21 protein-coding genes are annotated in these 15,927 nt (G+C 64.8%); 2 read left to right on the forward strand and 19 right to left on the reverse strand.

What is annotated here, in order from left to right; genetic code table 11:
• Positions 1 to 20 precede the first annotated feature (20 nt).
• The 5 genes from CAL13_RS00405 to petA all read right to left on the reverse strand — a co-directional run bounded on the left by CAL13_RS00405 (position 21) and on the right by petA (position 4,168).
• Positions 21 to 476: a ClpXP protease specificity-enhancing factor gene (locus tag CAL13_RS00405; protein WP_086055743.1), complete on the reverse strand. Its 456-nt coding sequence runs from the start codon at positions 474 to 476 to the stop codon at positions 21 to 23.
• Between the two features lie 10 nt (positions 477 to 486).
• Entirely contained in the window at positions 487 to 1,098 is a 612-nt protein-coding gene (locus tag CAL13_RS00410) for a glutathione S-transferase N-terminal domain-containing protein (protein WP_066342981.1), read from the reverse strand.
• Between the two features lie 128 nt (positions 1,099 to 1,226).
• Complete coding sequence (locus CAL13_RS00415) at positions 1,227 to 2,081, reverse strand: cytochrome c1 (protein WP_198297693.1); 855 nt, start codon at positions 2,079 to 2,081, stop codon at positions 1,227 to 1,229.
• A 19-nt stretch (positions 2,082 to 2,100) separates the two neighbouring features.
• Positions 2,101 to 3,489, reverse strand: a complete 1,389-nt coding sequence (locus tag CAL13_RS00420) for a cytochrome b (RefSeq protein WP_086055744.1) — start codon at positions 3,487 to 3,489, stop codon at positions 2,101 to 2,103.
• Positions 3,490 to 3,547: 58 nt separating this feature from the next.
• A complete protein-coding gene (petA, locus tag CAL13_RS00425; protein WP_086055745.1) occupies positions 3,548 to 4,168 on the reverse strand; it encodes a ubiquinol-cytochrome c reductase iron-sulfur subunit in 621 nt (206 codons plus the stop codon).
• A gap of 210 nt (positions 4,169 to 4,378) precedes the next feature.
• Here petA and mscL point away from each other — a divergent pair, with 210 nt between their 5' ends.
• Positions 4,379 to 4,840 carry a large conductance mechanosensitive channel protein MscL gene (gene mscL / locus CAL13_RS00430; protein WP_086055746.1) on the forward strand — a complete coding sequence of 154 codons (462 nt, stop codon included), beginning with the start codon at positions 4,379 to 4,381 and terminating at the stop codon, positions 4,838 to 4,840.
• Positions 4,841 to 4,842: 2 nt separating this feature from the next.
• On the opposite strand, the gene CAL13_RS00435 is transcribed toward mscL, so the two are convergent.
• A complete protein-coding gene (locus CAL13_RS00435; protein WP_086071186.1) occupies positions 4,843 to 5,619 on the reverse strand; it encodes a Nif3-like dinuclear metal center hexameric protein in 777 nt (258 codons plus the stop codon).
• Positions 5,620 to 5,637: 18 nt separating this feature from the next.
• On the opposite strand from CAL13_RS00435, the gene CAL13_RS00440 reads away from it, so the two are divergent.
• Positions 5,638 to 6,813 (forward strand): S1C family serine protease, encoded by a 1,176-nt coding sequence (locus CAL13_RS00440; RefSeq protein ID WP_086071187.1) that lies wholly within the window; start codon positions 5,638 to 5,640, stop codon positions 6,811 to 6,813.
• On the opposite strand, the gene CAL13_RS00445 is transcribed toward CAL13_RS00440, so the two are convergent.
• The 13 genes from CAL13_RS00445 to hisD all read right to left on the reverse strand — a co-directional run bounded on the left by CAL13_RS00445 (position 6,773) and on the right by hisD (position 15,860).
• Complete coding sequence (locus tag CAL13_RS00445; protein ID WP_086055749.1) at positions 6,773 to 7,198, reverse strand: helix-turn-helix domain-containing protein; 426 nt, start codon at positions 7,196 to 7,198, stop codon at positions 6,773 to 6,775. The two genes, CAL13_RS00440 and CAL13_RS00445, sit on opposite strands and share 41 nt — an antisense overlap.
• A 61-nt stretch (positions 7,199 to 7,259) precedes the next feature.
• Positions 7,260 to 8,003 carry a twin-arginine translocase subunit TatC gene (gene tatC / locus CAL13_RS00450; RefSeq protein WP_420042430.1) on the reverse strand — a complete coding sequence of 248 codons (744 nt, stop codon included), beginning with the start codon at positions 8,001 to 8,003 and terminating at the stop codon, positions 7,260 to 7,262.
• A gap of 44 nt (positions 8,004 to 8,047) precedes the next feature.
• Positions 8,048 to 8,581, reverse strand: coding sequence for a Sec-independent protein translocase protein TatB (tatB, locus tag CAL13_RS00455; RefSeq protein ID WP_086071188.1), 534 nt, complete (start codon positions 8,579 to 8,581; stop codon positions 8,048 to 8,050).
• Positions 8,582 to 8,739: 158 nt separating this feature from the next.
• Positions 8,740 to 8,964 carry a Sec-independent protein translocase subunit TatA gene (gene tatA, locus CAL13_RS00460; protein WP_086055752.1) on the reverse strand — a complete coding sequence of 75 codons (225 nt, stop codon included), beginning with the start codon at positions 8,962 to 8,964 and terminating at the stop codon, positions 8,740 to 8,742.
• A 15-nt stretch (positions 8,965 to 8,979) separates the two neighbouring features.
• On the reverse strand, positions 8,980 to 9,348 hold the full coding sequence (locus tag CAL13_RS00465) for a histidine triad nucleotide-binding protein (RefSeq protein WP_086055753.1): 369 nt from the start codon (positions 9,346 to 9,348) through the stop codon (positions 8,980 to 8,982).
• Positions 9,349 to 9,375: 27 nt separating this feature from the next.
• Positions 9,376 to 9,726, reverse strand: a complete 351-nt coding sequence (locus CAL13_RS00470; protein ID WP_420042407.1) for a phosphoribosyl-ATP diphosphatase — start codon at positions 9,724 to 9,726, stop codon at positions 9,376 to 9,378.
• Complete coding sequence (gene hisI / locus CAL13_RS00475; RefSeq protein WP_086073444.1) at positions 9,723 to 10,127, reverse strand: phosphoribosyl-AMP cyclohydrolase; 405 nt, start codon at positions 10,125 to 10,127, stop codon at positions 9,723 to 9,725. The genes CAL13_RS00470 and hisI overlap by 4 nt, the downstream gene beginning before the upstream one ends.
• Positions 10,128 to 10,445: 318 nt before the next feature.
• Positions 10,446 to 11,261: an imidazole glycerol phosphate synthase subunit HisF gene (hisF, locus tag CAL13_RS00480; protein WP_086055754.1), complete on the reverse strand. Its 816-nt coding sequence runs from the start codon at positions 11,259 to 11,261 to the stop codon at positions 10,446 to 10,448.
• Positions 11,258 to 12,001: a 1-(5-phosphoribosyl)-5-[(5-phosphoribosylamino)methylideneamino]imidazole-4-carboxamide isomerase gene (gene hisA / locus CAL13_RS00485; protein ID WP_086059138.1), complete on the reverse strand. Its 744-nt coding sequence runs from the start codon at positions 11,999 to 12,001 to the stop codon at positions 11,258 to 11,260. The genes hisF and hisA overlap by 4 nt, the downstream gene beginning before the upstream one ends.
• Positions 12,002 to 12,089: 88 nt before the next feature.
• Positions 12,090 to 12,761, reverse strand: a complete 672-nt coding sequence (gene hisH / locus CAL13_RS00490; RefSeq protein WP_086071189.1) for an imidazole glycerol phosphate synthase subunit HisH — start codon at positions 12,759 to 12,761, stop codon at positions 12,090 to 12,092.
• A 46-nt stretch (positions 12,762 to 12,807) separates the two neighbouring features.
• Complete coding sequence (gene hisB / locus CAL13_RS00495; protein ID WP_086071190.1) at positions 12,808 to 13,395, reverse strand: imidazoleglycerol-phosphate dehydratase HisB; 588 nt, start codon at positions 13,393 to 13,395, stop codon at positions 12,808 to 12,810.
• A gap of 63 nt (positions 13,396 to 13,458) precedes the next feature.
• Positions 13,459 to 14,559, reverse strand: a complete 1,101-nt coding sequence (hisC, locus tag CAL13_RS00500; RefSeq protein ID WP_086055757.1) for a histidinol-phosphate transaminase — start codon at positions 14,557 to 14,559, stop codon at positions 13,459 to 13,461.
• Positions 14,556 to 15,860, reverse strand: a complete 1,305-nt coding sequence (gene hisD / locus CAL13_RS00505) for a histidinol dehydrogenase (protein ID WP_086055758.1) — start codon at positions 15,858 to 15,860, stop codon at positions 14,556 to 14,558. The genes hisC and hisD overlap by 4 nt, the downstream gene beginning before the upstream one ends.
• Between the last annotated feature and the right edge of the window lie 67 nt (positions 15,861 to 15,927).

A 15,927-nucleotide genomic window follows, 5' to 3' on the forward strand; every position in this document is an offset into this window, starting at 1 on the left:
GCGACGCCTGGCTCGCTCGTTTATTTCACGATGGTCAAATGTGGACGGGGCGGCGTGGGATCTTCGTCGTTTCCGCCATTGCCCTTGTCGCTGCCTTGCCCGCTCGTCACGCCCGGTTGCGCGCCGCCCTCCCGGGGCGGGCGCTGCGCCGGCGCGTCCTCGTCGGTCTGCACCTCGAACCCCATGCCGGCCCCCGTCTCGCGGGCGTAGATGGCGCTGACCGCGCCCACGGGCACGGACACAATCTCGATCACGCCGTTGAAGCGAGCCTGGAATTCGATGTACTCGTTACCCAACAACAGTTTGTTGGTTGCCAGGTTGCCGATATTGAGCGTGATCTGACCGTCGCGTACATGGGCCGGCGGCACCATGGTGCGATCGTTGACCTGCACCACGATGTACGGCGTGTAGCCGTTGTCCGTGCACCACTCGTGCAAGGCCCGGATCAGGTACGGTTTGGTCGATGTTTCACCCATGGATGCCATCCTAGCGACGCATCACCTTTTCGGAGGGCGTCAGCGCTTCGATATAGGCCGGCCGCGAGAAGATGCGCTCGGCATACTTCTGCAACGGCGCGGCGTTTTTCGGCAGCTCGATACCGTAGTGGTCCAGGCGCCACAGCAAGGGCGCCACCGCCACATCGAGCATCGAGAACTCGTCACCCAGCATGTACTTGTTCTTAAGCAGCATCGGGGCCAGCTGGGCCAGGCGGTCGCGGATGTTCTGGCGGGCGCGATCCAGACGCTTTTCGTCCGGCTTGGCATTGCGGTCTTCCAGCACCGACACGTGCACGAACAGTTCCTTTTCGAAGTTGTACAGGAACAGCCGCGTGCGCGCACGCATGACGGGATCGGCCGGCATCAGCTGGGGATGCGGGAATCGTTCGTCGATGTACTCGTTGATGATGTTCGACTCGTACAGCACCAGGTCCCGCTCCACGAGTATGGGCACTTGGCCGTACGGGTTCATGACGGAAATGTCTTCCGGCTTGTTGTACAGGTCGATGTCCCGGATTTCGAAGTCCATGCCCTTTTCGAACAATACAAAACGGCAGCGTTGCGAAAACGGGCACGTGGTTCCGGAATAAAGCACCATCATGGCGGTAAGTCCTTGTATGAAAAGCGAAAGGCCAGCGCCGCCAATCTAGCAGGCGCTGGCCCCAATTGCCAGCGGGACCGGTATGCCGGGGGCATGCGCTACCCCGGTCCCTAATGGGTTGGGTCGTTTTACCTGACGTGTTTCCAGTAGGAAGCGTTCAGTCGCAGGGCGACGACCAGGAACAGGCCCAGGAAGAGCAGTACCCACACGCCCAGTTCCTTGCGGAACTGGGCGACCGGTTCCGCCATCCAGGCCAGGAACGCGCTCAAGTCAGCGGCGTCGTTGTCGAACTGCGCCGCTTGCGCAGGATTCGCCGGCTTGAAGGTGGCGGTGAAACTTTCACCGCCATGGTAGCCCGACACCTGGTCTTTCTTGACGGTGGCGTAGCCCTGGACGTCGTAAACCGTGGTCACGCGTTCCCAGCCGCCTTCCTCGCCTTTGCCTTCGACCCTGTGCATTGCGACCGTGGTCAGCTCCCGCGGACCCTGGCGCTCCCACAGCACGTGCGGCATGCCCACGTTGGGAAACACCAGGTTGTTCCAGCCCGTCGGCCGGCCGGTGTCCCGGTAGAACGAACGCAGGTAGGTGTAAATGTAGTCGATTCCGGGCGAACCTGCAGTCTGGGACTTGGCGCGGGCGATCACCGACAGGTCCGGCGGCACGGTGCCGAACCATTTCTTCGCATCTTTCGGCGACATTGCCACGGTCATCAAATCGCCGACTTTTTCGCCCGTGAACAGCAGGTTCTTTTTGATCTGCTCGTCCGTCAGCCCGATATCGTTGAGCTTGTTGTAGCGCATCGACGCGGCGGCGTGGCAGTTCAGGCAGTAGTTGACGAACAGCTTGGCGCCGTTCTGCAGGGCGGCGATGTCGTTGACCCGGTTGGGCGCCGGCTCAAGCGGATATCCGCCTTCCGCCGCCACGGCGGCGGCGCACGCGATCATCAACGCCACGGCACTCATCAGCTTTTTGATCATGATCATTCCGTTATCTGTGCGGGGCTCAATGGGGGTGGTAGACAACGCGCTCCGGGACGGGCTTGAAGCTGCCCAGTCGGCTCCATACCGGCATCAGAAAGAAGAAGGCCAGGTAGTAGAGCGTCCCGATCTGCGAGGTCAGGTTCAGCGCCGGATTCGGCGGCTGGGTCCCGATATAGCCAAGCACCAGGAAGTTGATGATGAACAGGCCGTACAGCACCTTGTGCCATTCCGGCCGGTAGCGGATGGATTTGACGGGGGACTGGTCCAGCCAGGGCAGGAAGAACAGGATGATCACCGTGCCGCCCATCGTGACCACGCCCCAGAACTTCGCGTCAAGCACGCGCAGCAACACTGCGATGACGACCAGCAGCACGGGCAGCGCGTAGCGGGCGAAACCGCGGGCGCGGCTCTTGAACAGCAGGGCGATGGCGCCCAATACCGCCGCGCCGGCGAGCACCCACGTGAAGTCGTCCGTGGTGGCGCGAAGCATGGAATAGAAAGGCGTGAAGTACCAGACCGGCGCGATATGCGGCGGCGTCTTCAGCGAGTCCGCCGGGATGAAGTTGTTGTACTCCAGGAAGAACCCGCCCATTTCGGGGCCGAAGAACACGATGGCCGCGAATACGATCAGGAACCCGGCCACGCCGACAAGATCGTGCACCGTGTAATACGGATGGAAGGGTACGGCGTCGATGGGGCGGCCATAACGGTCCTTGGGACCCTGCTTCACTTCGATGCCGTCCGGGTTGTTCGAGCCCACTTCATGCAAGGCGACCAGGTGCGCCACGACCAGGCCGATCAGCACCAGCGGAATCGCGATCACGTGGAACGAGAAGAAGCGGTTCAGCGTGGCGTCCGACACCACGTAATCGCCGCGGATCCAGATGGCCAGGTCCGGGCCGATGAAGGGAATCGCCGAGAACAGGTTCACAATCACCTGGGCGCCCCAGTACGACATCTGGCCCCAGGGCAGCAGATAGCCGAAGAAAGCCTCGCCCATCAGACAGAGGAAGATGGCCACGCCGAAGATCCAGACCAGCTCGCGCGGCTTGCGATACGAGCCATAGAGCAGCCCGCGCAGCATGTGCAGGTAGACCACCACGAAGAACATCGATGCGCCGGTGGAGTGCATGTACCGGATCAGCCAGCCGCCCGGCACTTCGCGCATGATGTATTCCACCGACTGGAAAGCGCGCTCCGCGTCGGGCTTGTAGTGCATGACCAGGAAAATGCCGGTCAGGATCTGGATCACCAGCACGAGCAGGGCCAGCGAGCCGAAGAAGTACCAGAAATTGAAGTTCTTGGGTGCGTAGTACTCGGAGACATGGGCTTTCCATGTCGAGGTGGCCGGGAAGCGCCGGTCCAGCCATCCCATGAAACCTGTCGATTCGACGGTCTTGTCGCCATCCATGAAGCAGCTCCTTTGCTAGTCGTGGCGTATCGGTTCTCGCGCTCGCGCGGAGGCGGCGTCAGGCCTTGTTCTCTTCGTCGACGCCCACGGTGATGCGAGTGTCGGAGTCGTATTGATACGGCGGCACTTCCAGGTTGTCTGGCGCGGGCACGTTCTTGAAGACACGGCCGGCAAGATCGAAGCGGGAGCCATGGCAGGGGCATAGGAAGCCGTCCACCCCGGGCGCGACGTCGTGCTGCAGGTTCGGGGAGCAGCCCAGGTGGGTGCAGATCCCGACGCAGACGAACAGGTCTTCTTTGCGGGAGCGGTACGCGTTTCCGGCGAATTTCGGCGTGTACCCAGGGCGCTTGGAGTCGGGATCGGCCAGCAGCGAAACGTCTTTCTTGAGCGATTCGAGCTGTTCGGGCGTGCGGCGCAAGATCCAGACGGGCTTGCCGCGCCATTCGACCGTCATCATCTGGCCGGGCTGCAGCCCGCTGATGTCGACTTCGACGGGGGCGCCGGCCGCGCGGGCCTTGGCAGAAGGGGCAAAGGTGCTTACAAAAGGTACAGCGGTTGCTACGCCGGCGACGCCGCCCAGGGCACAGGCAGTCGTTACCCAGAAACGTCGCGATGGGTCAGGAGGCAGGTTAAGAGGTGCTGCGCCTTCGTCATCGTCATACATCGTTGTCTGACTCATCATCCATCCTTTTTATGCGGCTACTGCGGGTCTTGCCTGGGCCGTAGCGTCCCCCTCCAGGGGATGTGGAATAAGCAGGGGCCCTGTACCTGGCCTTCTTATCCGTTTCGGCGCACCGGAACGGTGTACTACTTACTTGATGATACGTAACGTCTTCGCAACCGCGTATTATAACCCCAGCCCACACGGGCGCATCACAGAGGAGTATGTATGAGCAAAGCGACGGGTTTTCTCCGAGATTTCCGCAACTTCGCCGTCAAAGGCAATGCCGTGGACCTGGCGGTCGGCGTGATCATCGGCGCGGCCTTTGGAAGAATCGTCGATTCCCTGGTGAAGGACATCGTCATGCCGATCATCAACTTCATCCTGGGCGGCGCGGTCGACTTCTCCAACAAATTCATCGTGCTGTCGATGCCGGCCAACTATAACGGCCCCATGACGTACGCGGACCTGACCAAGGCCGGCGCGAACGTCTTTGCGTGGGGCAACTTCGTCACGATCGTGATCAATTTCGTGCTGCTGGCCTTCATCATTTTCTGGATGGTCAAGGCAGTGGCGCGCGCCCGTTCGCATCTGGATGCGGCGCCCGCGGCCACGCCGGCGGACGTTCAATTGCTGCAGGAAATCCGCGACCTGCTGAAGCAGCAGCAGCAGCGTGGAACCGGCGTCTGAACCTAAACGGGATTGTCGATATCCACGAAGTCCACGCGGATGTTGAACTGGTCGGCAATCGCCTGCCCCAGCGCCTTGACGCCGTAGCGCTCGGTGGCATGATGGCCGGCTCCCAGGAAGCCGACGCCCGTTTCGCGCGCCAGATGTACGGTGGGCTCCGATATTTCGCCGGTGATGTAGGCATCGGCGCCGGCGTCCACGGCGTCTGCCAGCATGCCCTGCGCCCCGCCGGTGCACCACGCGACGCGGCGCACCGGCCGCATGGGATCGCCGATGGCTTGCGGCGCGCGGTCCAGGCGTTGCCCCACGCGCGCCGCCAGCTCGCCGAACGTCGCGATGCCGGGCGCGCTGCCGAGCCATACCAGCCCATCGGGGCCGCAGGTGCGCGGCATGCCGGCCGCATCTGCGTCCGGCGTCAGCCCGAGCACCTGCGCCAGTTGCGCGTTGTTGCCCAGCTGCGGGTGCGCATCGAGCGGCAGGTGATACCCGAAGACATTCAGGTCGTGGCCCAGCGCCAGCGCAAGCCGGGTGCGCTTGGGGCCTCGCACGCGGGGATCTTCGTTCTTCCAGAACCAGCCGTGATGCACCAGCACGGCATCGGCGCCGCGGTCGATGGCCGCCCGCAGCAGCGCCTCCGAAGCTGTGACCCCGGCGATAATATGGCCGATCGACGCCTTGCCTTCCACCTGAAGTCCATTGGGACAATAGTCCCGGAATCTGCCTGGTTGCAGGGTCTGGTCCAGCCAAGCGGCCAGCTCACGGGTATCGATTCTGTTCATTGCGTTTCCTGAAGGATCATGCACCGACTCTGGCTGATATTCGCCCAGGCCGTCACGGTCAGTCTAGCCATTCTATTCGTCGTGACGACGCTTCGGCCCGATTGGCTGCGCCTGTCCGGTCCGGGGCCCGCACCCGGAAGCGCGGCGGCGCCGGTGTCCGAGGATGCCGCCGCGCCGTCCGCGGTGGCGCGGGGCAAGGCGGGTCTATCCTTCGCGCCCGCGGTGGCCAAGGCCGCCCCAGCCGTGGTGAACGTCTACACGGCCAAGCATGTCGATGTGCCGCTCATTCCGGTGCCGAACGATCCCGTCATTCGTGAGCTGCTGGGGCAGTTGCCCGGCGTGACGCGTCGTCACGAATCGACCAGCCTGGGTTCTGGAGTCATCGTGCAGGACCGCTATGTCCTGACGAATTACCACGTGGTCGAAGCCGCGGACGCCATCGAGGTGGCGCTGCCGGATGGCCGCGAAACCCGTGCGGAGGTCGTCGGCGCCGATCCCGAAACCGACCTGGCGGTGTTGCGCCTGCCGGACCAGATCGGCGAGGTGCCGGTGGCCACGCTGGGCAGCGACCGCACCTTGAAAGTGGGCGATATCGTGCTGGCGATCGGCAACCCGTTCGGTGTGGGGCAAACCACCACCCAGGGCATCGTGTCCGCGCTTGGCCGCAGCAGCCTCGGACTGAACGCCTATGAAAACTTCATCCAGACGGACGCCGCGATCAATCCGGGCAATTCTGGCGGGGCGCTGATCGATCAATCCGGCAACGTGGTCGGGATCAACACCGCGATCTACTCGCAAACGGGAGGTTCGCTCGGCATCGGCTTTGCCGTGCCGATCGATACGGCCCGCTCGGTCATGGAAGAAATCATCCGTACGGGTTCGGTGCGGCGGGGGTGGCTGGGCGTGGAGCCGCAGGACCTGACGCCAGAACTGGCGCGCGCCTTCAAGCTGAGCAGTCCGCGCGGCGTGATCATCGCCGGAGTCATGCGCGATGGTCCGGCGGGACGCGCCGGCGTGCGAGTCGGCGACATCATCTTGAGCATTGACGGCAACGACGTGCAGAACACGACGTCCATGCTGGCCATGGTTGCCCTGCTGCCGCCCGGCCAGCAAGTAACGCTGTCGGGACTGCGCGGCGGCCGCCCGCTGGAGCTCAAGGTAAAGATCGGCGTGCGTCCCCAGCGGCCCAGGTAGGGCGGTCCGCCAGCAAACGCACCAGGGCGACGATATGGCGGCGCTCGGTTTCGGACAACCGCGCCATCAGCATATGAAGTTCGGCGGCGTCGCCGCCGCACTCCGGATGGTAGTGGTATGGCGTGCCTGGCTCGCGCAAGGGCGGGGTATCCGGGGATTGCCGGACGGGGCCCAGGCCGGCTTCGCCATCGCTGAGCCACGGCACTGTCGTATCGAGGGCGCGGGCCAGGCGAATCAAGGTGCTGAGCGCCGGCATATATTCGGCGTCCCGATTCAGGATGCGGTGGATGGACGTCTGGGGTACGCCGGACAGGCGCGCCAATTGACGTTGGCTGCGGATGCCGCGCCAGCGCATAAGGGTTCGCAAACGTTCCGCCATGGTCATCCCTGCAATGTACGATTGCAGTTGTGCCCGCTCAAGCGTGAATCCGTCTGTTTTTTGCTGATTAATGGCGCTCGGTCAGCGCATTCTCGCCTTCGCGCTCGGCGTCGCCAGGTTTGCTGATTATGCGGGCGCAGATCAATCCAAGTTCAAACAGCAGGCATAGCGGAACCGCGAGCATGAACTGGCTGACGACGTCCGGCGGCGTGACGACCGCGGCGATGATGAAGGCGCCGACCACCACGTAGCCGCGCGCGGCGCTGAGCTTCTTGACGTCGACGATGCCCGCCTTCACCAGAAGGACCACGGCAACCGGAACCTCGAAGGTAATGCCAAAGGCCAGGAACATCGTCATCACGAAGCTCAGATAGGCTTCGATGTCCGGCGCTGGCGTGATGGACTGGGGCGCGAACGTCGCGATGAAGTGGAACACCGTCCGGAACACGACGAAATAGCAGAACGCCATGCCGGCCAGGAAAAGGACCGTGCTGGACACGATAAGGGGCAGCGCCAGGCGTTTTTCATGCCGATACAGGCCCGGCGCCACGAACGCCCAGGCCTGCCACAGGACCACCGGCAGCGCGAGGATGAAGGACGCCATCAGCGTCACTTTCACCGGCACCATGAATGGCGTGATGACGCCTGTGGCGATCATGCGGGTGCCTTCCGGCAGCGAGGCCAGCATGGGCCGCGCCAGTACGTCGTAGATCTTGGACGCGCCGGGATAGAAAAACAGGACGATGAAGATGACGCCGACGGCGGCCACGGCGCGCAACAGGCGCGAGCGCAGCTCGATCAGGTGCGACATGAAGCTGTCTTCCTGCAGCTCCTCGTCTCGAAGTTGATCCTGACTCACGTTGCGCTACCGGAAGTGGAAGGTTGGGAAGGAGCGGCGCGGTCCTGCGCCGCGACGTTTTCCTGTTGGCGGGCGGCGGGTACGCCGGATTCGGTTGCGGCAGCCGAATCCGGGGCGGCTGCCGTGGATGCCGCAGCTGCCGCGGGCGCCGGCGCCGCGACGGCCGGCGTGGATGCCGGATCGGGGGTCTGCATGTTCGCAGGCTTCAACGACACCGCGTCGGTGGCGGCCTTGGCCGCTTCATCCAGTTCCTGCCGCAACGCTTGCGCAGGTTCGCGCAAGGAAGATTCGGCGTCGCGCAAGGACGTATGGACGGATTGCGCGGCGTCTTCCATCTCGCTCTTGAACTTGCGCAGCTCGTCCAGTTCGATTTCGCGCCGGATGTCGGATTTCACGTCATTCACGTAACGCTGCGCCCGGCCCAGGAGGTGGCCGACGGTGCGGGCGACCTTGGGCAGGCGTTCCGGCCCGATGACGATCAGGGCGATGACCCCGATCACCAGCAGTTCTGAAAAGCTGACATCAAACATACGACGGCCATGAATGAGATAAGGCGGTCCGCGTGCCCTGCCGGCGCGGCCGGACCGCCATCAGCGCCTCGCCGCGCGTGCAAGACGCCGTGGACCCGCGATGGCGGCGCCAGGATCGCGTGGCGCCGGGGCCGGATCGCCGTGCCCGCAGGCGGGTATCAGGAGTGGGTTTTTTCCTTGGCCTGCACGTCGATGGTCTCGCCCGAGACGCGCTGCTGGGTGGCCGGTTCGGCCGGATCGCTGCTGGCTTCGCGCATGCCTTCCTTGAAGCCCTTTACCGCGCCGCCCAGATCGCTGCCGAAGTTGCGCAGTTTCTTCGTGCCGAAAATCAACGCCACGATAACCAGGACGATCAACCAATGCCAGATGCTAAAACTGCCCATGACGGTTCTCCGTGTTCATGCGTTCGGGGCTACGCGGCCTTTCCAGGGACGCGAACCGCCAATGATGTGGAAATGCAGGTGCGGGACTTCCTGCCCGCCTTCCGCGCCAGAATTGGCCAGCAGCCGGAAGCCCCCTTCAGCCCCGGGATTGCAGCCATTGTCCAAGGCCAGGCGCGGGGCCAATGCCACCATTCTACCCAACCAGCCGGCGTCATCCTGCGTGACTTCCTGCATGGAAGCGATATGGCGCCTCGGGATGAGCAGCAGGTGGACCGGGGCGGCGGGATTGATGTCATGGAAGGCGATGAACTCGTCGTCTTCATAGACTTTCTTCGCCGGGATCTCGCCGCGGGCGATCTTGCAGAAGATACAGTTGTCGCTCATGAAATCTCGCTCCGTTTGCCCGCCGGCCTAGTCCTTGGGGCGGGCGGCTTTTTCGGCCAGCCCCGACAGGCCCTCGCGCCGAGCGAGCTCCGCCAGGACGTCCTCCGGCCGCAGATTGTAATGAGTCAGCGCCACAAGACAATGGAACCACAGATCCGCGGTTTCGCTGACGATGCGCTCCGGCACACCGTCCTTGGCCGCCATGACGAGCTCGGTGGCCTCTTCGCCGATCTTCTTCAGGAAGGCGTCCGGACCCTTGTGCAAGAGTTTCGCGACGTAAGAGGTGCCCGGATCGCCGCCGCGATCCGGCCGGCGCGTGGCCAGTGTATCCGCGACGCGGGCCAGGATGGCCTCGCCTTCCATATTGCTCTGGTTCATTTGTAGATCAGCTCCGGGTCCTTCAGCACGGGGTCGGTGGTTTCCCAGCGCCGCTCGCCGCCCTGCCCATCCAGCATGCGGAAGAAGCAGCTGGCCCGGCCGGTGTGGCAGGCGATGCCGCCAAGCTGCTCGACCTTGAGCAACACCACGTCGCCATCGCAGTCCAGCCGCAGCTCGCGCACCTGCTGGACATGCCCGGATTCCTCGCCCTTGCGCCACAGACGCTGGCGCGACCGGGACCAATATACCGCGCGCCCCGTCGCCGCCGTCTCCGCCAGCGACTCTCGGTTCATCCAGGCGAACATCAGCACTTGTCCCGTCTCCGCGTCCTGCGCAATCGCCGGAACCAGCCCCTGCTCATCGAACACCACGTCCTTCAGCCAGGCAGCATCACTATCCATATCGATCATCCATGGCGCCGGAGCGCCTTCGCACTGCAAAACCCAAAACCGCAGTATCGCCCAATCAGCGCCGCCCCGCCCTCTGCCAGACGCGCCTTTGCACCCCCGTGAGGGGGAAGCGCCCAAGCGCTTAGGGGTGACCCCTCCCTCGAAGCACGACCCATCGGGGCGCCGCGATCCGGCTTTGCCGGTCCGCCAGCGCTTCGGAGGCGACCCCTCGCTCCAAGCACCGCCGATCGGGGCGCCGCGGATCCGGCTTTGCCGGTCCGCAGGCGCGCCCCCTTGAGGGGGAAGCGCGCCAGCGCTTCGGGGGTGGGTTCAATCACCCCTGACGGCGATGCCGCGTTCGGCCATGAACCGCTTGCATTCCTGCACGGTGTGCTGGCCGTAGTGGAAGATGCTGGCGGCCAGCACGGCGCTGGCGCGGCCGATGGTGACGCCGTCGGCGAGGTGCTGCAGCGTGCCGACGCCGCCCGACGCGATGACCGGGACGGGGACCGCATCCGATACCGCGCGCGTCAGCTGCAGGTCGAAACCGGATTTGGTGCCGTCCTTGTCCATGCTGGTCAACAGGATTTCGCCGGCACCGTATTCGGCCATGCGGCGCGCCCATTCCACGGCATCGAGGCCGGTCGGCTTGCGGCCGCCGTGCGTGAACACTTCCCAACGGGGCTGGCCATCGTCGCCGCCCACGCGGCGCGCATCGATGGCCACCACGATGCACTGCGAGCCGTGATAGTCGGCGGCGGCGCGCACCAGCTCGGGATTGGCGACGGCAGCACTGTTGATGCTTATCTTGTCCGCGCCCGCGTTCAGCAGGCGCTGGATGTCCGATACCTGGCGCACGCCCCCCCCGACGGTCAGCGGGATGAACACTTGGGATGCCACCTGCTCGATGATGGGCAGGATCAGGTCGCGGCCATCGCTGGTGGCGGTAATGTCGAGGAACGTGAGTTCGTCCGCGCCCTGCTCGTTATAGCGGCGCGCGATTTCCACCGGGTCGCCGGCGTCGATCAGGTTGACGAAATTGACGCCCTTGACGACCCGTCCCGCGGTGACGTCAAGGCATGGGATGATGCGGCGCGTGAGCGCGTTTGGGCCGGTGCTGGCCCCGGCCGGGGCGATATCATTCATTGCTTGGCCAATTCATCGGCGCGCGTCTGCGCTGCCTGGAAATCCAATGCGCCCTCGTAGATGCTGCGTCCGAGGATGGCGCCCTCGATGCCTTCCTCTTCGACCGCGCAAAGGGCTTCGATGTCCTGCATGCCCGCGATGCCGCCGGAGGCGTAGATGGGAATGCGGACGTGCTGCGCGAGCCGCACCGTGGCATCCACGTTGACGCCAGACAGCATGCCGTCGCGGCCGATGTCGGTGTAGATGATGGCTTCGCACCCGTAATCCTCGAACTTGCTTGCCAAGTCGAGTACGTCGTGGCGCGTGAGCTTGCTCCAGCCGTCCGTGGCAACCTTGCCGTCGCGCGCGTCCAGTCCGACGATGATGCTGCCGGGGAAAGCGCCGCAGGCATCGTGCAGAAAGCCCGGATTCTTCACCGCGGCCGTCCCGATGATGACGTACGAAATGCCGCTATCCAGATAGCGTTCGATCGTGTCCAGGTCGCGAATGCCCCCGCCGATCTGCACGGGGATTTCATCGCCCACGGCGTCCACGATCGCCTTGATGCTGGCTTCGTTGCGTGGCTTTCCCGCCACCGCGCCGTTCAGGTCCACCAGATGCAGGCGTCGTGCGCCCTGCTCCAGCCAGTGCGTGGCCATGGCGGCCGGGTCTTCGGAGAACACCGTTGCATCGCCCAGGTCGCCCTGGCGCAGGCGCACGCAGCGCCCGTCTTTGAGATCGATGGCGGGGATCAGCAGCATGATGAATAACGCGCTTTTGGAAAAATCGGTTGTTGGAACGGGATGCTGCAACGGGCGCGATCGCGATATCGAGCCAGCCGGCAAGAGGTCAGGGGCGCCAGTCTACAAAATTCCGATACAGACGCAGCCCGTGTTCGGCGCTCTTCTCGGGGTGAAACTGCACCGCGAAAATGTTAGCTGCCGCCACTGCGCAGGTAAAGGAACCGCCGTAATCGGTTTCCCCAACGGTCAGCGATGGGTCCGCGGGCACGGCGTAGTAACTATGGACGAAGTAGAAATGGGCGCCGTCCGGAATGCCTTCCCAGATTGGATGAGAGCGCGTCTGGCGCACTTTGTTCCATCCCATGTGCGGCACTTTGAAGCGTTCGCTGTCGGGATCGGCGGCGTGGTCCTCGTAGGCGCCGACGGGCGCGGCGTATTGAGGACCGCTGAATCGGTGCACGACGCCGGGGAATATGCCAAGGCATATCGTCGGCCCTTCCTCGCTGGTGTCGAACAGCATCTGTTCGCCCACGCACACACCCAGCAGCGGCTTGTTCCGCGCGGCCCGGATCACGGCATCGCGCAAGCCGGATTCGTTCAGCGTCCGCATGCAGTCCGCCATGGCGCCTTGTCCGGGAAAGACCACGCGGTCGGCCGCGTCGATATCGGCCACGGTGTTGGAGACCCGGACATCGGCATCCGGCGCGGCGGCCCTCAGGGCCCGCGCGACCGAGTGGAAGTTGCCCATGCCGTAGTCGACGATAGCAATGGAAGTCACGAGATTTCTGCCTGGAATTCGGTAGCGAGCCCCTGGGGGATGACGCCTACAATACGCCTTTGGTCGAGGGCACGACGCCCTGGCTGCGTGGATCGCGCTCGATCGCCATGCGCAGCGCCCGGCCACAGGCCTTGAACACGGTTTCGCACTGATGATGCGCGTTCCTGCCACGCAGGTTATCGATATGCATCGTGATCAAGGCATGGTTCACCAGGCCCTGGAAAAATTCACGCGTAAGGTCCACATCGAAATCGCCGATGCGCGCGCGCGTGAACGGCACATTGAACTCGAGCCCCGGGCGGCCTGAGAAGTCCACGACAACGCGCGACAGCGCTTCGTCCAGCGGCACGTAGGCATGGCCGTAACGCAGGATGCCTTTTTTGTCGCCGATCGCCGCGGCGATGGCCTGCCCGAGCGTGATGCCGACGTCCTCGACGGTGTGATGGGCGTCGATGTGGACATCGCCTTCGGCCTTTATGTCCAGATCGATGAGGCCGTGGCGCGCGATCTGATCGAGCATGTGATCCAGAAAAGGGACCCCCGTGTCGATGGATTGCTTGCCGGTGCCGTCCAGGTTCACCGCCACGCGGATGCGGGTTTCGTTGGTGTTGCGGGTAATGTCTGCGGTACGCATGGTGGTCGGTGAGTCGCTCGGTGGGCCTTCAGCCCGGCGCGGTGGTGGTAAGTATCGAAAAATTCAGGCGAGGATGTCGCGCAGGGCCGCGAGCAGCGCGGCGTGTTCGTCCGGCGTTCCCAGCGAGATGCGCAGGCAGTCGGCCAGCGCAGGATCCCCGCCAGGGAAGCCGCGTACCCATATTTTGCGCGTTTTCAGGGCACGATGCACGGCGTTGGCGCCCATCTTGCCGGAAAAGCGCACAAGAAGGAAGTTCGCGGAGGATGGAAACACCGTCAGGCCCGGCAATTTCGCCAGGGCGGCGGCCAGCTCAGCCCGCGAGGCCCGCAGCCGCGCGGCCTGCTCGTCCAGCACGGGCTTGTGCTTGAGCACCGCCAGCATGACCGCTTCGGTTAGCACGTCCACATTGTAGGGCGGGCGCAATTTGTCGATTTCGGCGATCCACGGCGTTGGGCCGGCGAGGTAGCCGAAACGCAGGCCTGCCAGGCCGATCTTGGAGACGGTGCGCAGGACGACTGTATTGGGCAGTTGCGCCGCCCGGGGCATCCAGGTGCCGTCCGAGAAAGGCTGGTACGCCTCGTCGATGACGAGCAATCCGGGGGTGGCGGCGCGGACGGCTTCGATCGCTTCGTCCGGCCAGCGGCCCCCCGTGGGGTTGTTCGGCACGGCCAGGAATACGACCTTGGGGCGGTGAGCGTGGATGGCGGCCAGGGTGGCGGGCAGGTCCAGCTCGAAACCGGCGGTAAGCGGCACGCCGACGAAATGCGCGTGATGGAAGCGCGCCGCCATCTCGAAGATAACGAAGGACGGCACGGGCGCCAGCACGACGTCGCCGGGTGCGCAACAAGCCTGCACGATCAGATGGATGAGCTCGTCCGAACCGTTGCCATACAGCAGCGCGGCATCGGCCGGAACCCCGAAGGCGCCGCGTATGGCGGCATCCAGCGCGTCGTGGCGGGCGGCGGGGTAGCGGTTGAGCGCCGCATCGCGAGCGGCGGCCGCGATATCGTCGCGTACGTCCGCCGGCAGGCTGTATGGGTTCTCCATGGCGTCAAGCTTGATGCCATCTTGCGCATCGCCGACGGGATAGGCGGCCAGCGCCTGTATGTCGGGCCGGATGGTGGCGGCCACGCGCGCCGCGGCCGGCCCGCCTGCGCCGCTCATGGCTTGTCCAACCGGTACTCCGCGCTGGCGGCGTGGGCCTGCAGGCCTTCGCCATAAGCCAGTTCGGCGGCGATGCGGCCCAGCGTCTGCGCGCCCTGGCGCGATACCTGGATCAGGCTGGAACGCTTCTGGAAGTCGTAGACGCCGAGCGGCGAGGAAAACCGCGCGGTGCGGGCCGTGGGCAGCACGTGATTGGGACCGGCGCAGTAATCCCCAAGGGATTCGGAGGCGTAGCGGCCCATGAAAATGGCGCCTGCGTGGCGGATGCGGTCAACCCATTGCTCCGGGTTTTCCGTGGAAATCTCCAGGTGCTCCGGCGCAATCTGGTTGGCGATGTCGCACGCTTCTTCCAGGTTGCGCACCTGGATGAGCGCGCCGCGCTTGCCCAGGCTTTCGCGCAGGATCGCCGCGCGCGGCATGCCGGGCAGCTGGCGGTCGATGGAAGCGGCGACTTCGTCCAGATAGGCCGCGTCCGGGCAGAGCAGGATGGCCTGCGCTAGTTCGTCGTGCTCGGCCTGCGAAAACAGGTCCATGGCGATCCAGTCCGCGGGCGTGTTGCCGTCGCAGATGATCAGGATTTCGCTGGGCCCGGCGATCATATCGATGCCCACGGTGCCGAAGACGCGCCGCTTGGCGGCGGCCACGTAGGCATTGCCCGGGCCCACGATTTTGTCGACGGCCGGGATGGTCTCCGTACCGTAGGCCAGCGCGCCGACCGCCTGCGCGCCGCCGATGGCGAAGGCGCGATCCACGCCGGCGATGGCCGCCGCAGCCAGCACCATGGGGTTGCGCACGCCGTCCGGCGTCGGCGTGACCATGACGAGTTCCGGCACGCCGGCCACCTTGGCGGGAATGGCGTTCATCAGCACGGACGAGGGATAGGCCGCCTTGCCGCCGGGCACGTAAAGGCCCACGCGGTCCAGGGGCGTAACCTTCTGGCCGAGCATCGTGCCGTCGGCTTCCGTGTAGGTCCAGGTCTGGCCGCGCTGGCGTTCGTGATACGCCCGCACGCGTTCGGCGGCAGACTCCAGGGCCTGCCGTTGTGCGGCGGGCAGCGAATCGAGCGCCTGCCGCCAGCTGTCGCGAGGAATCTCCAAGGCCGGGACCGTGTCGGCCTGCACGCGGTCGAAGCGGCGCGTGTAGTCCAGCAGCGCGGCGTCGCCCCGGTGTCGCACGTCCGCCAGGATATCGGCCGCGGCGCGGTCGATGGATTCGTCCTGCTCGGCTTCGAAAGCCAGCAGGGAGGACAGGGCGGATGCGAAACCGGGATCGCGGGAGTCGAGACGGTTGATGGTAGCCATGGCGTTACCCCTTGGGGGCATAAGTGGAGCGTGGGCGTGATGCGCGCGGGGCGAGGCGGGATTCAGA

Source organism: Bordetella genomosp. 9, assembly GCF_002119725.1.
GTDB lineage: Bacteria > Pseudomonadota > Gammaproteobacteria > Burkholderiales > Burkholderiaceae_B > Bordetella_C.